We start from the raw sequence: 21,151 nt of genomic DNA, 5'->3' as shown, positions 1-21,151 counted from the left end.
GAGATCAGGAATGCACAGGCGTCTTCTTCAGACGACGCCACTCGATTTCAGCGCGGCCAGCTTGTCGTCCGACATGCCGAGCAGGGACTGCAGCACGTCGTGCGTGCCTTCGCCCAGGGTGGGCGGCGCGCTGCGCACCGGCAGGCGCTCGCCATCGAAACGGTAGGGCGGCGCGAGCACGTTGACCGTGCCGGCGACCGGGTGCGGCTGCGTGGTCACCAGGCCCGCATCGGTCGCGCGCTTCGACTGCAGCGCTTCGAGCAGGCCCAGCACTTCGCCGCACGGAATGCCCGAGGCAGTGAGCCTGGCGAGCAGGTCGGCGCGCTGGCGCTTCGCGAGTTCGGCGTGCAGTTCGGGCAGCAGCACCGCGCGGTTCGCCGAACGCAGGATGTTCGTCTTGAAGCGCTCGTCGGCCGCGAGGTCGGGCCGCTCGATCACCTCGGTGCAGAAGCGCGCGAACTGCGCGTTGTTGCCCACGGTGATGACCAGCGGGCCATCGGCCGCATCGAACACGCCGTAGGGCACGATCGACGGATGCGAGTTGCCGTAGCGCGGCGGGTCTTCGCCCATCAGGAGCGCCTCGAGGCCGTAGTAGGCGGTGATCATCAGGCCGCAGTCGAAGAGCGCCATCTCCACGTGCCGGCCCTTGCCCGTCTTCTCGCGCTGGTAGAGCGCGGCGAGGATGGCCTGCGCCGAGTACATGCCGGTGAACAGGTCCACGGCCGCCACGCCGAACTTCAGCGGCGGCTGGTTGGCTTCGCCGTTGAGCGCCATGAGGCCGGCTTCGCCCTGCACCACGAGGTCGTAGCCCGGACGCGCGGCTTCGGGGCCGGTGCGGTCGTAGCCCGAGATCGAACAGTAGATGAGGCCGGGCTGCTCCTTGCTCAGCTGTTCGTAGCCCAGGCCCAGCTTGTCGATGCCGCCGAACTTGAAGTTCTGGATCACCACGTCGCACTGCTTGGCAAGATCGCGCGCGATCTGCTGGCCTTCGGGCGTCTGCAGGTCCAGCGTGACCGAGCGCTTGTTGCGGTTCACGCTGTTGAAGTAGGCCGTCTCGGTCTTGCCGACACGCAGGCCCCAATCGCGCGTGTCGTCGCCGCGGCCCGGGTGCTCGACCTTGATCACCTCGGCGCCCATGTCGGCCAGCACCATGCCGCACCAGGGGCCCGCGAGGATGCGGGACAGATCGAGGACGCGCACGCCGGCCAGCGGCAGCGAGGAATTCAGCAGTGGCATGAAGGCAACTCCCTGGAAACGAGAAAGCCTCGCGCGGCGTGACCGGCGTGCGAGGCAGGAAAGCGGGGTTGTGCGGGCGGCGTCAGGGCGCGTCCTGCTTCTTGCGGCGCAGCGCGACGAAGTCGGCGCGGCGCTTGCCGAGGAACGCGCCGATGCCTTCGGCCGCTTCGGCGTCGGCCTGCGATTCGACCATGTACACCGCCTCGGCTTCGATCTGCGCTTCGAGCGTGGCGCGGTGCGCCTGGCGGCACAGCGTCTTGATGCGCGCGCTCGCGCGTTGCGGACCGTCGGCCACCTTGGCTGCAAGCGCGATGGCTTCGGCCAGCGCCGCGCCCTTGTCGGTCAGCCGATTGACGGCGCCCAGCGCGTGCAGGCGCTCGGCCGGCATGCGGTCGCCGGTGAGGCACATCTCGGTGAGCACCTGGCGCGAGACGAATTCCGCGAGGAACGCCGTGGCGCCGCCATCCGGCGTGAGGCCGACCTTGACGTAGGCCACCGTGTAGAACGCATCGCGCGCCGACACCAGCATGTCGCAGGCCAGCGCCATCGAGAGGCCCGCACCCGCCGCACCGCCTTCGACGGCCGCGATGACGGGCTTGCCGCAATCGCGGATCGCGCGGATCAGGTCGTGCAGGCCTTCGAGCTTTTCGCGGCGCTCCGAAGCGGGCAGTTCGCGGCGCTTGGCCAGCAGGTTCAAGTCGCCGCCGGAGCAGAAGAAATCGCCGGCGCCGGTGAAGACGATGGCGCCCACTTCGGGATCGTTCTGCGCATCGGCGAGCGCGGCCGACAGTTCGGCATACAGCGTCGGCGTGATCGCGTTGCGTGCGCCGGGGTTGCTGTTGGTCAGGATGCGGACCGCGCCCTGCTGCGAGATCAGAACCGTCTTGTCCGTCATGCGGCCAACTCCTTGCCGAGCGCGATGTAGCGCTGCAGGTGATGGTCTTCGTCGCCGAGCTGGTGGTCGATCATCACGAGCCGCTTGGCGTAGTGCGGCAGCGGCAGCTCCCACGTCATGCCGATGCCGCCGTGCATCTGGATGCTTTCTTCGGCCACCAGCGCACCGATGCGGCCGATGCTGAACTTGGCGGCCGACAGCGCGCGCTCGCGCGCCACGCGGTCCGTGCCGTCGATGGCGGCCGCGGCGTTGATGACGGCCGAGCGGGCCTGTTCGATTTCGAGCAGCAGGTCAGCCATGCGGTGCTGCAGCGCCTGGAAGCTGCCGATGAGGATGCCGAACTGCTTGCGCGTGCGCAGGTACTCCAGCGTCGCGGTCTTGGCGGCTTCCATCGCGCCGACGGCTTCGGCGCACAGGGCGAGCACGCCGCGGCCGATGGCGCGCTCCAGCGTCGCGGTGCCCTGGCCTTCGGCGCCGAGCAATGCATCGGCGCCGAGCTTCACGCCGTCGAGCGCGAGCTCGGCGACACGGCCGCCGTCGATGGCGGGGCAACCGCGCACCGTGAGGCCGGCGGTCTTCGCGGGCACGAGGAACAGCGAGATGCCGGCTTCGTCGTCCACGTTGCCCGAGGTGCGGGCCGAGACCAGGAACAGGTCGGCCTGCTCGCCTTGCGGCACGGCGGCCTTGGCGCCGTTCAGCACCCACCCATCGCCGCTGCGTTCGGCGCGGGTTGCCACGCGCGTGCGTTCGTAATGCGAGTCAGCCTCGTCGTGCGCGAAGGCCGCGACGGTGACGCCGTTGATGAGGTCGCCGAGTTTTTCCTTCTGCGCATCGCTGCCCGTGGCAACGAGCGCCTCGCCGACCATCACCGCGCCCAGCAGCGGCTCGACCACGAGGCCACGGCCCAGCGCCTCGAAGACCACGGCGATGTCGAAGCCGCCGCCGCCGAAGCCGCCATCGGCTTCGCTGAACAGCGCGCCGATCACGCCGAGCTCGGCGAACTGCTGGAAGATTTCCTTGCTGAATCCGTGCGCCGACTTCGCGATGCGATCGCGCGCATCGAAGGCGTACTGCTCGGCGATGAAGCGGTTCAGGCTGTCGGCGAGCATGCGCCGGTCTTCGGTGTGTTCGAAGTTCATGGCGTTTCCTTTAGAGGCCCAGGATCATCTTGGAGATGATGTTCTTCTGGATTTCGTTGGAGCCGCCGAAGATCGACAGCTTGCGGTTGTTGAAGTAGCGCGCGGCGGCTGCCTTCGCGTAGGCCGGGCCGAAGGTCTCGCCTTCGTAGCCGTCCTGCAGCGCTTCCGCAACGAAGGGGCGGCCGTAGACGCCCATCGCGCGGCGCGCCAGAGACGAGATCTCCTGGCGGATCTCCGTGCCACGAATCTTCAGCATCGAACTCTCCGCACCCGGCACGCCGCCGCCGGCCACGGCCGCGATCACGCGCAGGTTCGTCGTCTTCATGTTCTCCAGGTCGATCTCGACCCGCGCCAGGCGTGCTGCAAACGACGGGTCGTCGGCAAGTGGCTTGCCCTTCTTCACCTGCTTCGCGGCAATGCCCTTGAGCTGTTCGAGCGCGGCCACCGAGAAGCCCACGCCCGCGATGTTGGTGCGCTCGTAGGTCAGCAGGTACTTGGCGCAGGTCCAGCCCTTGTTCTCCTCGCCCACGAGGTTCTCGGCCGGCACGCGCACGTCCGAGAAGAACACTTCGTTCACTTCATGCTCGCCGTCGAGCGTGATGATCGGGCGCACTTCCACGCCGGGCGAGGTCATGTCGATCAGGAGAAAGCTGATGCCCTCCTGCTTCTTCGCCTCGCGGTTGGTGCGCACCAGGCAGAAGATCATGTTGGCGTGCTGGCCCAGCGTGGTCCAGGTCTTCTGGCCATTCACGATGTAGTGGTCGCCCTTGGCATCGATGCCGCGCACGGCCGAGGTCTTCACCGCTGCGAGGTCGGAGCCCGCGCCGGGTTCCGAATAGCCCTGGCACCACCAGTCCGAGCCGTCGAGGATGCGCGGCAGCCAGCGCTGCTTCTGCGCCTCGTTGCCGTACTTGATCATCACCGGCCCCAGCATGTTCACGCCGAAGGGCACGATGCGCGGCGCGAAGGCCAGCGCGCATTCGTGTTCGAAGATGAACTTCTCCACCGCCGTCCAGCCCGGGCCGCCGTACTGCTCGGGCCAGTGGTTGGCGAGCCAGCCGCGCGCGTTCAGGATGGCGTGCCATTCCTGCATGTCGGCCTTCGTCAGGATCTTGCCGCCGCCGACCTTGGCCGAAAGGCGCAGAGGCAGCTTGTCGGCGAGGAAGGCGCGCACTTCCGCGCGGAAGGCTTCTTCTTCGGGGGTGAAGTTCAGGTCCATAGCACTCCAATCAGTTGAGGACAGAGCAAAAATTGCTGCGCAATTTCTTGGTCTGTCCCGCAAGGTTTCAGAAAATTTCGAAGAGACCGGCCGCGCCCATGCCGCCGGCGATGCACATCGTGACCACCGCGTACTTCGCGCCGCGACGCTTGCCCTCGATGAGCACATGGCCCGTGAGGCGTGCGCCGGTCATGCCGAAGGGGTGGCCGATGGAGATCGCGCCGCCGTTCACGTTGAGCAGTTCCGATGGGATGCCCAGTTTGTCCTGGCAGTAGATCGACTGCGAGGCGAAGGCTTCGTTGAGTTCCCAGAGGCCGATGTCCTCGACCTTGAGGCCGTGGCGCGCAAGCAGCTTGGGCACCGCGAACACGGGGCCGATGCCCATCTCGTCGGGCTCGCAGCCGGCCAGCGCGAGGCCGCGGAACGTGCCCAGCGGTTGGATGTTGGCGCGCTCGGCGTCCCTGGCTTCCATCAGCACGCAGGCCGAGGCACCGTCCGAGAGCTGCGAGGCGTTGCCCGCGGTCACGAACTTGTCCTCGCCCATCACCGGCTTGAGCTTGGCGAGCGCCTCGTAGGTGGTGCCGCGGCGGTTGCAGTTGTCCTCGGTGGCGGTGACTTCGCGGTAGGTGACCTCCTTGGTCTCCTTGTCGGTCACGGCCATCGTGGTGGTGCAGGCGACGATCTCGTCCTTGTAGCGGCCGGCCAGTTGCGCTTCTTCGGTCCTGCGCTGGCTCTCGGCGGAGAAGCGGTCCTGCGCCTCGCGGCTGATGCCGTAGCGCTTGGCCACGATGTCGGCGGTGTCGATCATCGCCATGTAGAGGTCGGGCTTGTGCTGGACGATCCACGGGTCCAGGCTGAGGTCGCCGCCATCACCGGGGCTGCGGCCACGAATCTGCGAGATGCTTTCGACGCCGCCCGCGATCATGGCCGGCGCGCCATCCACCACGATGCGGCCCGCGGCCATGGCAATGGCTTGCAGGCCCGAGGCGCAGAAGCGGTTCACCGTGGTGCCGGCAATGCTGATCGGCAGGCCCGAACGGATGATGGCCTGGCGCGCGATGTTGCGGCCCGTGGTGCCCTCGGGGTAGCCGCAGCCGAGGATCGCGTCCTCGATGAGCGCAGGGTCCAGCCCCGAGCGCTCGACTGCGGCCTTCACTGCGAATGACGCCAGCGTGGCGCCGGGGGTGATGTTGAATTCGCCGCGGTGCGCCTTGGTGAGCGGGGTGCGGGCGGTGGAAACGATGACGGCTTCGCGCATGAGATATCTCCTTAATTGGTTGAGGACAGAGCAAAAACTGCTGCGCAGTTTCTTGATCTGTCCCGCAAGGTTTCAGTTTTGGTTGAGGCTCGAGAAATCAGCGCCGCGTTCGACCAGCTCGACCAAAAGCGGCGACGGCTTCCAGAAGATCGGGTCTTCCTTGGCGAACTCGCGGATGTCGGCCAGCACCTTGGGCAGGCCCACGGTGTCGGCGTACTTCATCGGGCCGCCGCGGTGGCGCGGGAAGCCGTAGCCGTAGAGGAAGGTCACGTCCACGTCCAGCGGGCGCAGCGCGATGCGCTGGAGCACGACGTTGGCGCCCTCGTTGACCATCGCGGCCATGTAGCGGCGGATGATTTCCTCGTTCGTGAAGCTGCGCCGCACGATGCCCGCGCGCTCGCGCTCGGCATCGATGATGGCCAGCACCGCCGGGTCGGGCGAGCCGGTGCGCGCGCCCTCGGGGTACAGGTAGTAGCCGCGCTGCGTCTTCTGGCCGAACCAGCCGCGCTCGCAGATGCGGTCGGCGATCTGCACGTAGCGCGCCTGCGGGTCGCGCGTGGCGGCCTTGCGCTTGCGCGTGGCCCAGCCGATGTCGCCGCCCGCGAGGTCCGACACCTGGAACGGCCCCATCGGGTAGCCGAACGCGCGCACGGCTTCGTCGATCTGGTAGGGCGAGGCGCCGTCTTCCATCATGTGGTCGGCCGCCTGGCGGTACACCGCGAGGATGCGGTTGCCGATGAAGCCGTCGCACACGCCGGCGCGCACGGGCACCTTCTTCAATTTCTTCGCGAGCTCGAAGCCGGTGGCCACCACGTCGGCGTTCACCTTGGCGGGCACCACGATCTCCAGCAGCTTCATGATGTTGGCCGGCGAGAAGAAGTGCAGGCCCACCACGTCCTGCGGGCGCGAGATGCTGGCGGCGATCTCGTCGATGTCCAGGTACGAGGTGTTGGTGGCGAGCACCGCGCCGCTCTTGCACACGCGGTCGAGTTCGGCGAACACGGCCTTCTTCACGCCCATCTCTTCGAATACCGCCTCGACCACGATGTCGACGCTGGCCAGCGCGTCATACGACGTGGAGCCGCTGAAGCGCGCCATGACGGCGGCCTTGGCCTCGGGCGTCATGCGGCCCTTGGCGATGAGGCCGTCGTACACCTTCTCCACATGCTGGCGGCCGCGCGCGAGGCTGGGCTCGTCGCGCTCGATCATGGTCACGGGCAGGCCCGCATCGAGCATCGCCACCGCGATTCCCGCGCCCATGGTGCCGCCGCCGACGATGCCGGCCGATTCGAGCTTGCGCGGACTGGCGGAGCGGGTCTCGGGCGCCTTGAGCACTTCACGTTCGGCGAAGAAGGCGTGGATGAGGCCCGCGCGCTGCGGGCTGTCGATGCACTGCATGAAGAGCTTGCGCTCCAGCGCCATGCCTTCGTCGAAGGGCAGCGTGAGCGCGCCCTCGACGGCTTCGATGATCTTCATGGGCGAGAAGAGGCCGCGGCTTTTCTTGACGGTGTCGGCGCGCGCGGCTTCGAGGGCGGCGCGGCTGGCGTCCTTGTCGGCGAGGCCGGTGGCTTCGCGCGTGCGGCGCACCGGGGCCTTGGCGGCGATGAGTTCCTGCGCGTAGGCGAGGCCTTCGGCGCGCGCGTCGGCATCGGTGCCCAGGCGGTCGATAAGGCCGAGCGACAGCGCTTCCTTCGCGCCCGCATGGCGGCCGCTGAGCATCAGCTCGAGCGCGGGCTTCACGCCGATGAGGCGCGGCGCGCGCTGCGTGCCGCCCGAGCCGGGCAGGAGACCGAGCGCCACTTCGGGCAGCCCCAGCTTGGCGGTGGGCGAGGCGAGGCGGTAGTGCGCCGAGAGCGCCACTTCGAGTCCGCCGCCGAGCGCCGCGCCGTGAATGGCGGCGACCACCGGCTTCGTGCAGTTCTCGATCGCAAGGCACACCTCGGGCAGCGACGGCGGCTGTGGTGTCTTGCCGAATTCGCGGATGTCCGCGCCCGCGATGAAGTTGCGGCCCGCGCCGACGATCAGCACCGCCTTGGCCGCGCCGTCGGCCTCCGCCGCGTCGATGGCAGCCACGAGGCCGCGGCGCACATCCACGCCCAGGGCGTTGACGGGCGGGTTGTCGATGGTCACCACGAACACGTCGCCAAGACGCTGGAAGGTGACGGGACCGGAAGACGTGGTGGTGCTCGGGGTGGTGGTGGCCATGTGCTTGTCTCTTGCGTTGGCGGGCCCTCGAATGCGGATGCAAGGCGAGGGACCCGAGGCTCTGGGGGTGAACCCCGCATTCTTGGCCCGCACCGCCGCTTTGACAATTGCATAGACGGTTGACAGACTGTCAAAGAATTTTTGACACAATCGTCAAATGGACCTTCAATCGCTCACCCTGCTGGTGGAAATCCTGGACGCCGGCAACCTGAGCGCCGCCGCCCGCCGGCTCAAGATGAGCCGCGCCAACGTCAGCTACCACCTGAACCAGCTGGAGCGCTCGGTCGGCGCGCAGCTCGTGCGGCGCACCACGCGGCGCGCCGAGCCGACCGAAATCGGCTTGAGGCTCTACCAACACGGCGTGGCCATCCAGACCGAATTGCTGGCCGCGCGCGAATCGGTCACCGCGCTGGGCGAGGGCCTGCAGGGCCGCGTGCGGTTGAGCGTGCCCAGCGGCTACGGGCAGCTGGTGATGGCCGACTGGCTCATCGACTTCAAGCGCCAGTACCCCGGCATCGTGCTGGACGTGGTGTTCGAGAACCGCATCGAAGACTTGCTGCGCGACGAGGTCGACATCGCGGTGCGCGTGATCCCCGAGCCGCCGCAGAACCTGGTGGCGCGCGACCTGGGGCCGGTGCGCTACGTGGCGTGCGCCTCACGCGACTATGCAAAAAAACATCCGCTGCCCGTGCAACTGGACGAACTGCAGGGCGCGCCCGTGGTCACCGCCGCCGTCATCGGCCGGCAGCTGCGCGTGTCGGCCTACCAAGGGGAAACCCGGCGCGAGGTGATCCTGGAGCCGACGCTGATCTCGGAAAACTTCCTGTTCCTGCGCCAGGCCATCCTCGCGGGCCTGGGCATCGGCCTCGTGCCCGACTACGTGGTGCAGGAAGACGTGCGCCGCGGCGACGTGCTGACCACGCTGGACGACTGGCGCCTCTCCATCTTCGGCACGCAGATGTTCATGCTCTACATGCCCAACCGGCAGCACACGCGGGCGATCCGCACCTTCATCGACTTCATCCTGGAGCGGGTGCGTGCGCCCGCCGCGGAACCGGTCGATCAGTCGCAGCGGTAGGTGACTTCGCCCACCGGCTCGCGCACGCCCTTCGGGTCGAGGTAGCGCAGCGGCGCGCCGAAGTTGCGGCAATAGGCTTCGGCGTCCCGCGCGGTGGGCGACTTGAAGACGCCATCGCCGAGGAAGCTCACGCGCGGCGAGGGCCTGGACGAGGCGCAGCCTGCAATGACGAGCGTGGCGGAAAGAAGAGCGAGGAGGGCGGGCGAGGGGCGCATCGGAGATGCGCATCGCTGCGCACGGTAGAGGAAGGAAGAAGGAGCCTGCGACTTTAGCGGCTGTAGAGCCCGACCACGCTTTGCCCGCCCAGCGCATGGCCTTTGAGCGCCGCGAGCAGCGCATCGCGCGTGAGCGCGGCCGGCAGCGCGCCCGGTGCCAGGTCGGAAGCGACCACGGTCAGCACGTAGTGGTGCGGATGGTCGCCCACCGGCGGGCACATGCCGCGGTAGGCCGTCGCGCCCGCCACGTTCGTGCCCACGGTGAAGCCGCCCGTCTCGTTCGCCTTGAGCTGGCCGCGCTCGGCCGGGATGTTGTAGGCCACCCAGTGCGAGACGCCCAGGCCCAGCGCGCCGTCCGGGTCCGACAGCAGCACGGCGACCGATTTCGCGTTGACGGGCAATTGGGTCCAGGCCACCGGCATCGAGACGTTCTTGCCGCCGCAGTCGCCCACGCCGGCGTGTTCGGCCGGGATGACGGTGTTGTCGGCGAAGGCGGTCGAGGTGACCTTCATGCCGGTAGGCGCCTTGCCGCCGGTGGCAGGGGCCATGGCGCCGCAGCCGGAGACGAGGGCTGCGACGGCGAGGGTCGAAAGGGAGAGGGTGCGCATGTGTTTTCCAGGGGTGGTTGTTGTCAATCGGTGAGCCATACGCTGCCGTCCGCTTCTTCGCGGACCGCGAGCGATGTGAGCCGCGCGCCGCGGCAGGGGCCGCCGACGCACTTTCCGGTGTCCGGCTCGAAGATCGCGCCGTGCCGCGCGCACATCAGGAAGCGGCCGGAGCTTTCGAGGACCTGGCCTTCGAAATCGAGCGGGCCGCCCGCATGCGGGCATTGGTTGAGATAGCCGTACACGCCGCCGCTCCATCGCACCGCGAAGGCGGGCGCGCCGTCGGGCGTCATGAACGTGGCTGCCAGGCCGCCGTCGGCGAGGCTCGGGGAAATCAGGCGGGGGGCTGCGGTGTCGCTGAGGGCGGGAGACGTCATCTGCCGCGGAGCGTAGCCCAAGGGCCGGGCACCGCGCAATGCAGCGCGACCAGCCTGCGCTTTCTTCCGACATGGGTATTTGAAAGCTGTATATTCATACAGTATTTTCCAACCCGAACCCGTGGACCTCCAGCGCAAACTCGCCATCCTCGCGGACGCCGCCAAGTACGACGCCTCGTGCGCGTCCAGCGGCTCGCAGCCGCGCGACTCGCTCGGCGGGCGCGGCATCGGCTCGACCGAGGGCGCCGGCATCTGCCACAGCTACGCGCCCGATGGCCGCTGCATCTCGCTCTTGAAGGTGCTGCTCACCAACCACTGCCAGTACGACTGCCTCTACTGCGTGAACCGCGCATCGAGCAACGTGCCGCGCGCGCGTTTTCGCGTCGAAGAAGTGGTGCAGCTCACGCTCGACTTCTACCGCCGCAATTGCATCGAGGGCCTCTTTCTCTCCAGCGGCATCATCAAGTCGCCCGACCACACGATGGAGCAGGTGGTCGAGGTGGCGCGCCAGCTGCGCGAAGACCACGACTTTCGCGGCTACATCCACCTGAAGACCATTCCCGACGCCAGCGACGAGCTCATCGCGCGCGCCGGCCGCTACGCCGACCGGCTCAGCATCAACGTCGAGATGCCCACCACCGAGGGCCTGCAGGCGCTGGCGCCCGAGAAGGACGAGAGCGCGATCCGCCGCTCGATGGCGCGGCTGCGCCTTCGCATCGACGACACGCGCGAGGAGGCGCGCCGCGTGGTGCCGATCCGCGCGCTGCCCGGCGCCGCGCCCACCGCCGCGAAGCCGCCGCCCTTCGCGCCCGCGGGCCAGAGCACGCAGATGATCGTGGGCGCCGACGCCACCGACGACCGGCACGTCCTCGCCTCCAGCGCCACGCTCTACGGCGCCTACAAGTTGAAGCGCGTCTACTACTCGGCCTTCAGCCCCATCCCCGATGCGGCCCGCGCGCTGCCGCTGGTCGCGCCGCCGCTGATGCGCGAGCACCGGCTCTACCAGGCCGACTGGCTCATGCGCTTCTACGGCTTCGAGCACCAGGAGATCGTGGCCGCGCCCGACGGCCTGCTGCGGCTCGATGTCGATCCCAAGCTCGCCTGGGCGCTCGCGCACGCCGAGCGCTTTCCGGTCGACCTGAACCACGCGCCGCGCGAGATGCTGCTGCGCGTGCCGGGGCTCGGCGTGAAGGCCGTCGAGCGGCTGCTGCAGGCGCGGCGCGTGCGCCGGGTGCGCGCGGACGACCTGCGGCGGCTGCACGTGCCCGCGCGCAAGGTGCTGCCGTTCGTGGTGGCGGACGGGCACCGGCCCGCGGCCGGCGCCATGGCGTCGTCCGCGCCCGCCGCGCAGCCGCCGCGAGCGGTGCAGGCCGCGCTGTTCTGAGCAAGGGCCGAAGGGAGAAGGTCATGCACGTGCGGCTCGATGACCCGGTCGATCTGGACGCCTTCCGCCGCCACGCGCGGCAGTTGCTGGCGGCGGGCGTGCCGCCGGACCGCGTCGAATGGAACGGGGAGCGGGCGGGCGGGGGCGCAGCCGATCTTTTCGGTGAATCGGGCGAATCGGGCGAAGCGGGCGACGCCGCGCCATCCGCAGCGCCCGTCGCAGCCGCGCGGCATGCCGTGCCCGCGTCCTTCGTCGCGCTGTGCGGCGACGTCGTCCTGCACCGCGATCCGCAACGCTTCGCGCTCCTGTACCGCCTGCTCTGGCGGCTCGCGCACGAGCCCGCGCTGCGGCACGATCCGCTGGACGCCGACATGCTGCAGGCCCAGCAGATGGCCAAGGCCGTGCACCGCGACATCCACAAGATGCGCGCCTTCGTGCGTTTCACCCGCGTGGCGGGCGATGACGGGCTCGAGCACCACGTCGCGTGGTTCGAGCCCGACCACCACATCGTGGAGGCCAATGCGCCCTTCTTCGCACGCCGCTTCGCGCAGATGCGCTGGGCCATCCTCACGCCCGAGCGCTGCGTCGAGTGGAACGGCCAGGCGCTGGCCTTCGGCGAGGGCGCCGACCGCCGCGAGAAACCGCCGCCCGATGCCGGCGAGCAGCTCTGGCTCACCTACTACGAGCACATCTTCAATCCCGCGCGCCTGAAGGTCGCGATGATGCGGCGCGAGATGCCGCGCCGCTACTGGCACAACCTGCCCGAGGCCGCGCTGATCCAGCCGCTCACGGACGCGGCCCAGGCGCGCAGCCAGTCGATGATCGATGCGCCGCCGACGGTGGCACGCCGCATCCGCGCGCCCATTGCATTGCACTTGCGGCCGGCCGATGGCACGGCGCCCGCCGACCTGGCCGAGCTGCGCGCCGCCGCGCACGCCTGCCGCGCTTGCCCCATCGGCGCGCTCGCCACGCAGGCCGTCTGCGGCGAAGGCCCGCTGGCGGCGCAGCACATGCTCGTCGGCGAGCAGCCCGGCGACCAGGAAGACCTGGCCGGCCGTCCCTTCGTCGGCCCGGCCGGCCAGCTGCTCGACCGCGCGATGGCGCAACTGGGCTGGGCGCGCGACACCGTGTACCTGGCCAACGCCGTGAAGCACTTCAAGTACGAGCTGCGCGGCAAGCGGCGCATCCACAAGACCGCGGCGCAGCGCGAGGCCGACGCCTGCGCGCACTGGCTCGACAGCGAGATATCGCTCGTGAGGCCGCAGGGGCTGGTGGCGCTCGGCGCCACGGCGGCGCGCGCGTTGCTGGGCCGGCCGGTGGCGGTGCAGGCCGAGCGCGGCGCGTGGCTGCACGAGCGCCGCGACGGAAGGCCCGTGTTCGTGACCCTGCATCCGTCCGCGCTGCTGCGGCTGGCGGACGGCGAACGCGCGGAGGCCTATGCCCGCTGGCTGGACGACCTCGAACGCGCGCGCGGCACGGTTTCTGCTGCAATCGCGGCATGAACGACGAATCACCCGCCGCCACGCTGCGCATTGCGCAACCGCTCACGTCCACGGCCTTCGCGCCCTACGGCACCGTGATCGAGGCGCCTGCCGGCGAAGGCCGGCCGATCAACGGCGGCAACGCGCGGCGCTTCGACCTGCTGGGCGATCTGCAGCTCGATGCCGATGGCGGCCGGCCGATGCTCGCGCTGTTCCGCGCGCAGGCGCGGCACTTTCCGCACGAGGTCACGCAGATGGAACGGCATGCGCTGGGCAGCCAGGCCTTCGTGCCGCTGGGCGAGCGGCGCTTCGTGATCGTGGTGGCGCGGGCTGGCGATGCGCCTGCTTCGGCCGATCACCTCGCGGCCTTCGTCACGGATGGCCATCAAGGCGTGGCGCTCGCGCCCGGCACCTGGCACCACGCGCTGCTGGCGGTCGATGCGGGCGACTTCGTGGTGATCGAGCGGGCTGCGGGCGCTGTCGATTGCGATGTCTGCGAGCTGCAGGTCGCGGCCCGCGTCGCGACGGCCTAGACCGGGCGCAACTGGTCCGCCAGCGAGCGCGTCTTCTCGGTGACGGTGCTGCCGGTGTGCAGCGTGGTCTTGCGCTCGATGAGCATGAGGTGGCATTCCTCGTCGGCGACCGGGTTGTGCCGCACGCCCTTGGGCACGACGAACATCTCGCCCTCGCCGAGCTCGACGGGGCCGGCTTCCATCTCGATGCGCAGGTGCCCCTTGAGCACCATGAAGAGCTCGTCCTCGTCGTCATGGCTGTGCCAGGCGAGCGAGCCGTGGACCTTGGCGACCTTGATGTAGGCGTCGTCGACTTCGGCGACGACGCGCGGCGACCAGAACTCGGTGAGCGAAGCGGCGATTTCCCTGGGGGTGGTGACCTGGCTGTCGTTGGACATGGGGCTCCTGCTTGAACGTGGGAGGCGCAGCCTACCCCAGCCCGCGTTATCCCGCGTTACCCCGCGATGCGCTCGGCCAATGCGACCAGCGACCGGTCCGACCCCGCCGGCCCGAGCAGCGAAATGCCCAGCGGTGCGCCGTCGCGCGTGGCGAGCGGCATCGAGAGCTGCGGCAAGCCCGCCAGCCCTGCGATGCACAGCATCCGGATCGCGCGGTTGCGGTAATCCTCCAGCGACGCCTCGCTGTCGCTGCGCAACGGCGCGATGTCGGGCATCGTCGGCAGGAGCAGCACGCCGTCGTTGCCGAGCAGGGCGGTCAGGTGTGTGCGGAACGCGGTGCGGAAGACGCGTGCGGTCGCCACCTGCGCATCGGTCACTTCTCGCGACCACGCAAAGCGCTCGGCCACGCCCGGGCCCAGCGGCGGCGCGTAGCGCTCGATCAGCGGGCCGTCGGTGAGCCAGGCCTCGCGCGATTGCAGGTAGCGGAAGTGCCAGTACATCGCGTCGAAGGATTCCATCGCCACCGTCGCTCTTTCTGCGGGGCCGAGCAGGCTTTGCACGCGATCGGCCGCGCCCTGGAGTGCGTCGGCCGCGGCAGGCACGGCCAGCGCCCAGACGTCGTCGGGCCGCAGCAGCCGCACGCGCCCGGGCAGGGCAGCTGCATCGGCGCCCAGCAGCACATCGGCCACGCGCGCGAAGGTGCCTACGTCGCGCGCGAACCAGCCGCAGGTGTCGAAGCTGGGCGCCAGGTCGAGCGCGCCCTCCAGGCTCACGCGGCCGTGCGTCGGGCGCAAGCCGTACAGGCCGCAGTGGTTGGCCGGCGCGCGCACCGAGCCGCCGGTGTCGGTGCCGAGCGCGAAGTCGCACAGGTTCGACGACACCGCCGAGGCCGATCCCGACGACGAGCCGCCCGTGATGCGCAGCGGCGCGCCGCCGTTGACCGGCGCGCCGAAGTGCGCGTTGTTGCCGTTCATCGAGAACGCGAGCTCATCGGTCACGGTCTTGCCGGCGAAGCGCGCGCCGGCATCGAGCAGCTTCTGCACCGTAGGCGCGGTGCGGGTCTTGATGCCCGACATCGCCAGCACGATGGGGTTGCCGCCGCCGGTGGGGTAGCCGGCCACGTCGAACAGGTCCTTGGCGGCAAAGCTCAGGTCCGACAAGGGCCCGGTGCCGGCGCGCGCCACGGGCGCATCGGGGTACGGAACGAAGGCGTGGGCGGGGTCGTGCAATGGCATGGCGATGAACGTGAAGAAGGAAGGGATTCAGGCAACCAGCACGGGCGCAATGGCCGCAGCCGCATCCGTGTGGATGCAGCGTACACGGTGATTCGGTGCCAGTTCAACCACCGGCGGCTGCGCGGCACGGCAGGCATCGCTCGCGAGCGCGCAGCGCTCGGCAAAGGAGCAGCCGGACGGCAGCGCGGAAAGATCGGGCGGCGCACCGCCGATGGTCTCCAGCCGCGTGCCGCGCGCGAGCGCGCCGTGCGCGCGGCTCTTGAGCAGCGCGATGGTGTACGGATGGCGCGGCGAGCGGATCAGCTCGCGCGCCGTGCCCTCCTCGACGATGCGCCCCGCGTACATCACGGCGATGCGGTCGGCCACCTCGACGGCCGCGCCGATGTCGTGCGTGACGAAGATCACCGAGAGGCCGAGGTCGCGCTGCAGCTCGCGCAGCAGCAACAGGATCTGGATCTGCACCGTCGCGTCCAGCGCGGTGGTCGGCTCGTCGGCCAGCAGCAGCTGCGGCTTGCAGGCGAGGGCGAGCGCGATCATGGCGCGCTGCCGCATGCCGCCCGACATTTCGTGCGGATAGGCCTGCAGGCGCCGCTCGGGGCTGGGAATGCGCACGCGCTCGAAGAGGGCCAGCGCGCGCTGGTGCGCCTCGGCCTGGCTCACGGACTCGTGGCGGCGGATCGACTCGACGATCTGCGCGCCCACCGAGTACACCGGGTCGAGCGCGAGCAGCGGCTCCTGGAAGATCATCGAGGCGACCTTGCCGCGAAAGTCCGCGAGTTCGCGCTGCGACATCGCGAGGACGTCGCGGCCCGCCACTTCCACGAGGCCACCCGTGCGCGTGCGGCGCTCGGGGTGCAGGCGCAGCAGCGTGCGCAGGGTCACGCTCTTGCCCGAGCCCGATTCGCCGATCAGCGCGACCACCTCGCCGCGCTGCACTTGCAGGCTCACGCCGCTGACCGCATGCACGGGCTTGCGGCCGCCGCTGAACGTGACGCTGAGGTCGCGCAGCCGCACCATGGGGCCGGGGGCTTCCGTCGTCGTTGCTGCTGTTGCTGTTGCTGCTGCTGCGCTCATGCGGCCTGCCTTTGAAAGGGTTGCGGCTGCGCCATCGGATGCCCGCTGCCCGGCTCGTGCACCAGGCAGCTCACCGCATGCTGCGAGCCGGTCGCGATGCGTTCCGGAACGACCTGGCTGCACACGGGCGCAGCGATCGAGCAGCGCGGATGAAAACGGCAGCCCGTGGGCGGGTTGATCGGGTTGGGCGGGTCGCCGGCAAGTGCTGCCACCTCGGTGCGGTGGTCCGGGTCCATCGAGGGCATCGAGGACAGCAATGCGCGCGTGTAGGGATGCGCGGGCGTTTCGTACAGCGCATCGGCCGGACCGATCTCCGCCACCTGCCCGAGATACATCACCATCACGCGGTCGCTCACGTAGCGCACCACGTTCAGGTCGTGGCTGATGAAGACGTAGGTGAGGCCGAACTCGGTCTTCAGGTCGAGCAGCAGGTTGATGACCTGCGCTTCCACCGACTTGTCGAGCGCCGACACCGCTTCGTCCAGGATCACCATGCGCGGCTGCAATGCGAGCGCCCGCGCGATGTTCACGCGCTGCCGCTGTCCTCCGGAGAGCTCGTGCGGATAGCGCTCGGCAAAGCGCTGCGGCGCGAGGCCCACGCGCGCCAGCAGGTCGCGCGCCCGCGCCACCGATTCGCGCCGCGACACGCCATGCACCTGCGGCCCGAAGGCCACCGAGTCCTCGATGGTGAGGCGCGGGTTGAGCGAGGCATAGCTGTCCTGGAACACCATCTGCACCTGGCGGCGGAATTCCTTCAGCGGCAGGTCGCGGCCGCCGACCTCGCGGCCGTCGAAGATCACCTCGCCGCGTGTCGGCTCGATCAACTGCATCAGGAGGCGCGCGGTGGTCGACTTGCCGCAGCCCGATTCGCCGACCACGCCCAGCGTCTCGCCCTTCATGACCTCGAAGTCCACGCCGTCCACGGCGCGCACCACGCCGCCGCCGCGGCCCAGCGGGTCTTTCTTGAGCGGAAAGTACTTGACCAGTCCCGTGACGGTGAGAAGCGGCTGCGCGGGGCCGCCGATGTCCTTCAGTGCTTCCATGGCTTCAGCCCTTGTTGTCCATCGCCGAACGCAGGCCGTCGGACAGGAGGTTGAAGGAAATCGAGGTGATGAAGATCATCGCCCCCGGCAGCGCCGCCACCCAGGGCTGCACGTAGATCGCAGTGCGCAGCGTGTTGAGCATGAGGCCCCATTCGGGTTCCGGCGGCTTCACGCCCAGGCCCAGGAACGACAGGCCCGAGGCCAGGATCATCGACACCGCGATCAGGCTGGTGGCGTAGACGAAGATCGGTCCGAGCACGTTGCCCAGCACATGCACCCGCACGATGGTGAAGGGGCTGGCGCCCGAGGCGCGCGCCGCCTCCACGTAGTCGCGGGTGCGCACCTGCGTGGTCACGCTCTCGGCCACGCGCGCGATCTGCGGAATGAACACGATGGTCAGCGAGATCAGCGAATTGACCACGCCCGCACCCAGCGTGCCCGAGAGCGCGATGGCCAGCAGCACGGAAGGGAACGCATAGAACACGTCGATCGTGCGCATGATCAGCGTGTTGGTGATGCCGCCCGCATAGCCCGCGACGATGCCGATGACCGTGCCCCCCACGAAGGCGCAGAGCACCGGCGTGATGCCGATGAAGAGCGACAGCCGCGCGCCGACGATCAGCCGCGAAAGCATGTCGCGGCCCAGCTCGTCGCTGCCGAAGGGCAGGCCCTCGGTGCCGATGGGCTTGAGGCGCTTGAGCATCGACGACTGGTACGGGTCGGACGGCGCGAGCCACGGGCCGAACAGCGCGAGCGCGATCAGCAGCAGCACGACGATGGCGGCGCCGACCGCGACCGGGTCGCGGCGAAATCGCAGCCAGACGGAGGCCCAGTAGCCGCGCGAGCGTTGCGCCGGAAACGGTTCGACGGCTGCGGCGGTGGGAGAAGAAGCGAGCACTGTGGTGGACATGGCTTGGCGGTTCTCTTCCTTCAGGCCCGCGCGATGCGCGGATCGAGCAAGGTCTGCAGCACATCGACCAGCAGGTTGAGCACCACGAAGAACATGGCCAGCACCAGGATCGTTCCCTGCAGCAGCGGCAGGTCGCGCTGGAAGATGGCCGAGTTCAGCAGGAAGCCGGTGCCGGGCCACGAGAACACCGTCTCGATCAGGATCGAGCCGCCCAGCAGGTAGCCCAGTTGCAGGCCCATCACGGCCAGCGCCGTGGGCGCCGCGTTCTTCACCATGTGGCGGAACACGCCCAGGTGCGTGAGCCCCTTGGCGCGCAGGCCGACGATGAACTCCTGGTCGAGGATGTCGGCCACCAGCGCGCGCACGGTGCGCGCGATGATGCCCATCGGGATCACCGACATGGTGAGCGCGGGCAGCAGGAGGAACTGCAGGTGCTCCCAGTTCCAGGCCCAGTCGTCCGAGCCGCTGGGGCCCGCGCCCGTGGCCGGCAGCCACATGAGCTGCGACGAGAACACGATCACCATCACCATGCCCAGCCAGTAGTGCGGCACGCTCACGCCGAGCACCGAGAACATCGAGGCGAAGCGGTCGATCCAGGAGTTGCGGAAGTACCCCGCCACGAAGCCGAAGAGGCACCCCAGCACGAAACCGATGAAGGTGGCCACCACCGCCAGGCGCAGCGTGTTGCCTACGGCCGTGAACACCTCGCCGGCCACCGCGCGGTTGCTGGCAATGGACACGCCCAGGTCGCCGTGCACCGCGCGCCAGACCCACATGGCGAACTGCTCGGGCAGCGAGCGGTTGAAACCGTAGAGCTCGCGCAACTGCGCCTGAAGCTCGGCCGAAGCGTCGGGCGGCAGGATGGACACCAGCGGATCGCCGGGCGCGATGTGCACGAGCAGGAAGCACACGAGGGCCACGCCGATCATGATCGGCACGGCGTAGATCACGCGGCGCAGGAGGTAGGTGAACATGAGGGTGGCTGGCTCGTGGCTGGCTCGTGGTCGGGTGCAGGGAAACGGTCAGTCCATCGTCATGGTGGCGATGTCGATGAACCAGCTCCTGGGCTGCACCACGTTCTTCACCTTGGCCGACATGGCGCGCGGGCCCACGTCGTGCGCGATCCAGACGAAGGGCGCGTCGTCCACGATGTGCGTGTGCAGCCTGGCGAGCGCGGCGTCGCGCGCCTTGTCGTCGAAGCTGGTGCGCGCATCGGCCACCAGCTTGTCGATCTCGGCGTTGCCGTAGTAGCCCCAGTTGTTCGACACCGGCGGGAAGGCCTTGGTGCTCACGAAGCGCACCATCGCAAAGAACGGGTCCATCGCCGCGAAGCTGATGTTGACCGCGTTGGCGCCGTTGGCCGACGGGTCCTTCGCGCCCTTGCGCCAGTTGGTGAAGAGCGTGTTCCATTCGATCACGTCGAACTGCACGTCGAAGAAGCACTGCTTGAGCGACTGCTGCGCGAACTCGTTCATCGGCAGCGGCTGCATCTGGCCCGAGCCCGAAGCGGAGATCTGCACCTTCACCTTGATCGGCTTGGCCGCCGAGTAGCCGGCCTGCGTCATGAGCGCCTGCGCGGCCTTCACGTCGTAGCGGATGTCGAAGGTCGGCTTGCCGAACCACGGGTGGCCCGGCGGCACCGTGCCCTTGGGCTCGGCCATCATGCCGCCCAGCAACTGCTTCATGCCGCCGCGGTCGATGCACAGGTTCGCTGCCTGGCGCACGCGCTTGTCCAGCCAGGGCGAGCCTTCGGCGAACGACAGCTGCCACGGCCACACGTGCGGCTGTGCGTTCGAATAGATCTTGAAGCCGCGCTGCGTGATCTGCGCCATGGCGTCGGGCGAGGGCGCCTCGATCCAGTCGACCTGGCCGCCCAGCAGCGCGGCGGTGCGCGCGTTGGCCTCGGGCATGGGGATCATCACGACCTTGTCGATCCTGGGCACGCGCTTCGCGTCCCAATAGGTCTTGTTGGCGGCCAGCTCCAGCCGCTCGCGCGCCACGAAGCGCGTGACCTTGAACGGGCCCGAGCCGGCCGGGTCGGCGGCGAAGGCGGTCCAGGCGGCCTTGGCCTTGTCGGCGGGCGTGGCGCCGGCGGCGGCATCGAACTTCTTCTGCCAATGCGCGGGCGAGGCCATGAACAGGTTCGACAGGTTGATCGGCAGGAAGGCATCGGGCTCGCTGGTGGTGAGCTCGACGGTCATGTCGTCGATCTTGCGAGCGGACTTGAGCGTGGGCATGCGCGAAGCCGTCACGCCGACCTGGCTCGGGTCGAACTGCGGTGCGTCCTTGTCGAGCACCTTCTGCACGTTCCACACCACGCTGTCGGCGTTGAAGGCCGAGCCGTCGTGGAACTTGACGCCGGGGCGCAGCTTGAAGACCCACTTGGTCTTGTCCTTCGCATCGACCGCCCAGGCGGTGGCGACGCCGGGAATCAGCACGCTGGGTGCGTCGGCCTTGGACAAGTCCCACTGCGTGAGCGCGTCGTAGATCGGGATGCCGGTGAAGCGGTTGCCCTCGAAGCCCTGGTCGGGCTGGCCGAGGGTGCGCGGAATGTCGGCCGCGGTCATCGCGATGCGCAGCGTTTTTTCCTGCGCCAGCGCGGCGGGCGATGCAAGGACCAGGACGGCGAGCGCCGCGCAGGCGGCCAGGGGTTTCAGGGACAGGGCAGGGGCGGCACGCTTCACATGGAACTCCGGTGTGGGGATGACGAAAAGGCGAGAGGAGCGCTCAAGCACGACATGTGCCAACCGGCGAAGAGCCCCCAGGCACGCGCTGGTCATTGCGGCGTCGCCATCCCGGCTATGCCGTCCGACCGATAGACGCGGCGCCGCGCCGGTTTCCACAATGCAGCCGCGCCCCGCTGGGACAGTCGAAGTCGCGAGGGCGA

General features: G+C 69.2%; 20 protein-coding genes. 4 read left to right on the top strand and 16 right to left on the bottom strand.

The features are described from left to right. Positions 1 to 27: 27 nt before the first annotated feature. The 6 genes from BM133_RS28450 to BM133_RS28425 all read right to left on the bottom strand — a co-directional run bounded on the left by BM133_RS28450 (position 28) and on the right by BM133_RS28425 (position 7,952). Positions 28 to 1,236: a CaiB/BaiF CoA transferase family protein gene (locus BM133_RS28450; protein WP_093441572.1), complete on the bottom strand. Its 1,209-nt coding sequence runs from the start codon at positions 1,234 to 1,236 to the stop codon at positions 28 to 30. An 82-nt stretch (positions 1,237 to 1,318) separates the two neighbouring features. After that, positions 1,319 to 2,131 (bottom strand): oxepin-CoA hydrolase, alternative type, encoded by an 813-nt coding sequence (locus BM133_RS28445; protein WP_093441569.1) that lies wholly within the window; start codon positions 2,129 to 2,131, stop codon positions 1,319 to 1,321. Next, entirely contained in the window at positions 2,128 to 3,270 is a 1,143-nt protein-coding gene (locus tag BM133_RS28440; protein WP_093441567.1) for an acyl-CoA dehydrogenase family protein, read from the bottom strand. The genes BM133_RS28445 and BM133_RS28440 overlap by 4 nt, the downstream gene beginning before the upstream one ends. A gap of 10 nt (positions 3,271 to 3,280) precedes the next feature. Continuing rightward, the gene (locus tag BM133_RS28435; RefSeq protein WP_093441564.1) at positions 3,281 to 4,489 is read right to left on the bottom strand and encodes an acyl-CoA dehydrogenase family protein; all 1,209 of its coding nucleotides are present in this window, start codon (positions 4,487 to 4,489) and stop codon (positions 3,281 to 3,283) included. Positions 4,490 to 4,556: 67 nt separating this feature from the next. Next, on the bottom strand, positions 4,557 to 5,747 hold the full coding sequence (locus BM133_RS28430; RefSeq protein ID WP_093441562.1) for an acetyl-CoA C-acyltransferase: 1,191 nt from the start codon (positions 5,745 to 5,747) through the stop codon (positions 4,557 to 4,559). A gap of 72 nt (positions 5,748 to 5,819) precedes the next feature. Beyond that, a complete protein-coding gene (locus tag BM133_RS28425; protein WP_093441559.1) occupies positions 5,820 to 7,952 on the bottom strand; it encodes a 3-hydroxyacyl-CoA dehydrogenase NAD-binding domain-containing protein in 2,133 nt (710 codons plus the stop codon). 157 nt (positions 7,953 to 8,109) lie between these two features. On the opposite strand from BM133_RS28425, the gene BM133_RS28420 reads away from it, so the two are divergent. Further along, positions 8,110 to 9,030, top strand: coding sequence for a LysR family transcriptional regulator (locus BM133_RS28420; protein WP_093441557.1), 921 nt, complete (start codon positions 8,110 to 8,112; stop codon positions 9,028 to 9,030). Here BM133_RS28420 and BM133_RS28415 read toward each other — a convergent pair. From BM133_RS28415 to BM133_RS28405, 3 genes are read right to left on the bottom strand one after another with little or no spacing between them, the layout of a single operon-like run. Next, on the bottom strand, positions 9,015 to 9,245 hold the full coding sequence (locus tag BM133_RS28415) for a hypothetical protein (RefSeq protein WP_093441554.1): 231 nt from the start codon (positions 9,243 to 9,245) through the stop codon (positions 9,015 to 9,017). The two genes, BM133_RS28420 and BM133_RS28415, sit on opposite strands and share 16 nt — an antisense overlap. Before the next feature lie 53 nt (positions 9,246 to 9,298). Beyond that, the gene (locus tag BM133_RS28410) at positions 9,299 to 9,853 is read right to left on the bottom strand and encodes a YbhB/YbcL family Raf kinase inhibitor-like protein (protein WP_093441552.1); all 555 of its coding nucleotides are present in this window, start codon (positions 9,851 to 9,853) and stop codon (positions 9,299 to 9,301) included. A 23-nt stretch (positions 9,854 to 9,876) separates the two neighbouring features. Beyond that, positions 9,877 to 10,227, bottom strand: a complete 351-nt coding sequence (locus tag BM133_RS28405) for a Rieske (2Fe-2S) protein (RefSeq protein ID WP_093441549.1) — start codon at positions 10,225 to 10,227, stop codon at positions 9,877 to 9,879. Between the two features lie 121 nt (positions 10,228 to 10,348). On the opposite strand from BM133_RS28405, the gene BM133_RS28400 reads away from it, so the two are divergent. Genes BM133_RS28400 through BM133_RS28390 form a run of 3 tightly spaced genes read left to right on the top strand, consistent with a single transcriptional unit; the run spans position 10,349 to position 13,625 of the window. Beyond that, positions 10,349 to 11,611 (top strand): putative DNA modification/repair radical SAM protein, encoded by a 1,263-nt coding sequence (locus BM133_RS28400; protein ID WP_093441547.1) that lies wholly within the window; start codon positions 10,349 to 10,351, stop codon positions 11,609 to 11,611. Between the two features lie 23 nt (positions 11,612 to 11,634). Continuing rightward, on the top strand, positions 11,635 to 13,113 hold the full coding sequence (locus tag BM133_RS28395) for a UdgX family uracil-DNA binding protein (protein ID WP_093441544.1): 1,479 nt from the start codon (positions 11,635 to 11,637) through the stop codon (positions 13,111 to 13,113). Continuing rightward, positions 13,110 to 13,625 carry an ureidoglycolate lyase gene (locus BM133_RS28390; RefSeq protein WP_093441542.1) on the top strand — a complete coding sequence of 172 codons (516 nt, stop codon included), beginning with the start codon at positions 13,110 to 13,112 and terminating at the stop codon, positions 13,623 to 13,625. Before BM133_RS28395 ends, BM133_RS28390 begins: the two co-directional genes overlap by 4 nt. Here BM133_RS28390 and BM133_RS28385 read toward each other — a convergent pair. Genes BM133_RS28385 through BM133_RS28355 form a run of 7 tightly spaced genes read right to left on the bottom strand, consistent with a single transcriptional unit; the run spans position 13,622 to position 20,948 of the window. Next, entirely contained in the window at positions 13,622 to 14,002 is a 381-nt protein-coding gene (locus BM133_RS28385; protein WP_093441539.1) for a cupin domain-containing protein, read from the bottom strand. The two genes, BM133_RS28390 and BM133_RS28385, sit on opposite strands and share 4 nt — an antisense overlap. Before the next feature lie 56 nt (positions 14,003 to 14,058). Next, complete coding sequence (locus BM133_RS28380; RefSeq protein WP_093441536.1) at positions 14,059 to 15,237, bottom strand: amidase; 1,179 nt, start codon at positions 15,235 to 15,237, stop codon at positions 14,059 to 14,061. Positions 15,238 to 15,264: 27 nt separating this feature from the next. Further along, a complete protein-coding gene (locus BM133_RS28375; protein ID WP_093441534.1) occupies positions 15,265 to 16,254 on the bottom strand; it encodes an ABC transporter ATP-binding protein in 990 nt (329 codons plus the stop codon). Between the two features lie 53 nt (positions 16,255 to 16,307). Next, the gene (locus BM133_RS28370) at positions 16,308 to 17,354 is read right to left on the bottom strand and encodes an ABC transporter ATP-binding protein (RefSeq protein ID WP_093441531.1); all 1,047 of its coding nucleotides are present in this window, start codon (positions 17,352 to 17,354) and stop codon (positions 16,308 to 16,310) included. A gap of 4 nt (positions 17,355 to 17,358) precedes the next feature. Next, positions 17,359 to 18,264, bottom strand: coding sequence for an ABC transporter permease (locus BM133_RS28365; protein WP_093441529.1), 906 nt, complete (start codon positions 18,262 to 18,264; stop codon positions 17,359 to 17,361). A 20-nt stretch (positions 18,265 to 18,284) separates the two neighbouring features. Continuing rightward, positions 18,285 to 19,238, bottom strand: coding sequence for an ABC transporter permease (locus BM133_RS28360; RefSeq protein ID WP_093441526.1), 954 nt, complete (start codon positions 19,236 to 19,238; stop codon positions 18,285 to 18,287). A gap of 48 nt (positions 19,239 to 19,286) precedes the next feature. Continuing rightward, positions 19,287 to 20,948, bottom strand: a complete 1,662-nt coding sequence (locus BM133_RS28355) for an ABC transporter substrate-binding protein (protein ID WP_093441524.1) — start codon at positions 20,946 to 20,948, stop codon at positions 19,287 to 19,289. Positions 20,949 to 21,151 lie beyond the last annotated feature (203 nt).

This window comes from Variovorax sp. 770b2 (genome assembly GCF_900115685.1).
In the GTDB taxonomy this organism is placed as follows: Bacteria; Pseudomonadota; Gammaproteobacteria; order Burkholderiales; family Burkholderiaceae_C; genus Variovorax.
Note: the sequence above shows the minus strand (reverse complement) of the source record. Positions and strands in the feature narration are given on the sequence as shown.

What these genes read in the sequence shown, in the direction of transcription:
- BM133_RS28450 (WP_093441572.1), bottom strand. Translation starts at nt 1,236, where the DNA reads ATGCCACTGCTGAATTCCTCGCTGCCGCTGGCCGGCGTGCGCGTCCTC.
- BM133_RS28445 (WP_093441569.1), bottom strand. Translation starts at nt 2,131, where the DNA reads ATGACGGACAAGACGGTTCTGATCTCGCAGCAGGGCGCGGTCCGCATC.
- BM133_RS28440 (WP_093441567.1), bottom strand. Translation starts at nt 3,270, where the DNA reads ATGAACTTCGAACACACCGAAGACCGGCGCATGCTCGCCGACAGCCTG.
- BM133_RS28435 (WP_093441564.1), bottom strand. Translation starts at nt 4,489, where the DNA reads ATGGACCTGAACTTCACCCCCGAAGAAGAAGCCTTCCGCGCGGAAGTG.
- BM133_RS28430 (WP_093441562.1), bottom strand. Translation starts at nt 5,747, where the DNA reads ATGCGCGAAGCCGTCATCGTTTCCACCGCCCGCACCCCGCTCACCAAG.
- BM133_RS28425 (WP_093441559.1), bottom strand. Translation starts at nt 7,952, where the DNA reads ATGGCCACCACCACCCCGAGCACCACCACGTCTTCCGGTCCCGTCACC.
- BM133_RS28420 (WP_093441557.1), top strand. Translation starts at nt 8,110, where the DNA reads ATGGACCTTCAATCGCTCACCCTGCTGGTGGAAATCCTGGACGCCGGC.
- BM133_RS28415 (WP_093441554.1), bottom strand. Translation starts at nt 9,245, where the DNA reads ATGCGCCCCTCGCCCGCCCTCCTCGCTCTTCTTTCCGCCACGCTCGTC.
- BM133_RS28410 (WP_093441552.1), bottom strand. Translation starts at nt 9,853, where the DNA reads ATGCGCACCCTCTCCCTTTCGACCCTCGCCGTCGCAGCCCTCGTCTCC.
- BM133_RS28405 (WP_093441549.1), bottom strand. Translation starts at nt 10,227, where the DNA reads ATGACGTCTCCCGCCCTCAGCGACACCGCAGCCCCCCGCCTGATTTCC.
- BM133_RS28395 (WP_093441544.1), top strand. Translation starts at nt 11,635, where the DNA reads ATGCACGTGCGGCTCGATGACCCGGTCGATCTGGACGCCTTCCGCCGC.
- BM133_RS28390 (WP_093441542.1), top strand. Translation starts at nt 13,110, where the DNA reads ATGAACGACGAATCACCCGCCGCCACGCTGCGCATTGCGCAACCGCTC.
- BM133_RS28385 (WP_093441539.1), bottom strand. Translation starts at nt 14,002, where the DNA reads ATGTCCAACGACAGCCAGGTCACCACCCCCAGGGAAATCGCCGCTTCG.
- BM133_RS28380 (WP_093441536.1), bottom strand. Translation starts at nt 15,237, where the DNA reads ATGCCATTGCACGACCCCGCCCACGCCTTCGTTCCGTACCCCGATGCG.
- BM133_RS28375 (WP_093441534.1), bottom strand. Translation starts at nt 16,254, where the DNA reads ATGGTGCGGCTGCGCGACCTCAGCGTCACGTTCAGCGGCGGCCGCAAG.
- BM133_RS28370 (WP_093441531.1), bottom strand. Translation starts at nt 17,354, where the DNA reads ATGGAAGCACTGAAGGACATCGGCGGCCCCGCGCAGCCGCTTCTCACC.
- BM133_RS28365 (WP_093441529.1), bottom strand. Translation starts at nt 18,264, where the DNA reads ATGTCCACCACAGTGCTCGCTTCTTCTCCCACCGCCGCAGCCGTCGAA.
- BM133_RS28360 (WP_093441526.1), bottom strand. Translation starts at nt 19,238, where the DNA reads ATGTTCACCTACCTCCTGCGCCGCGTGATCTACGCCGTGCCGATCATG.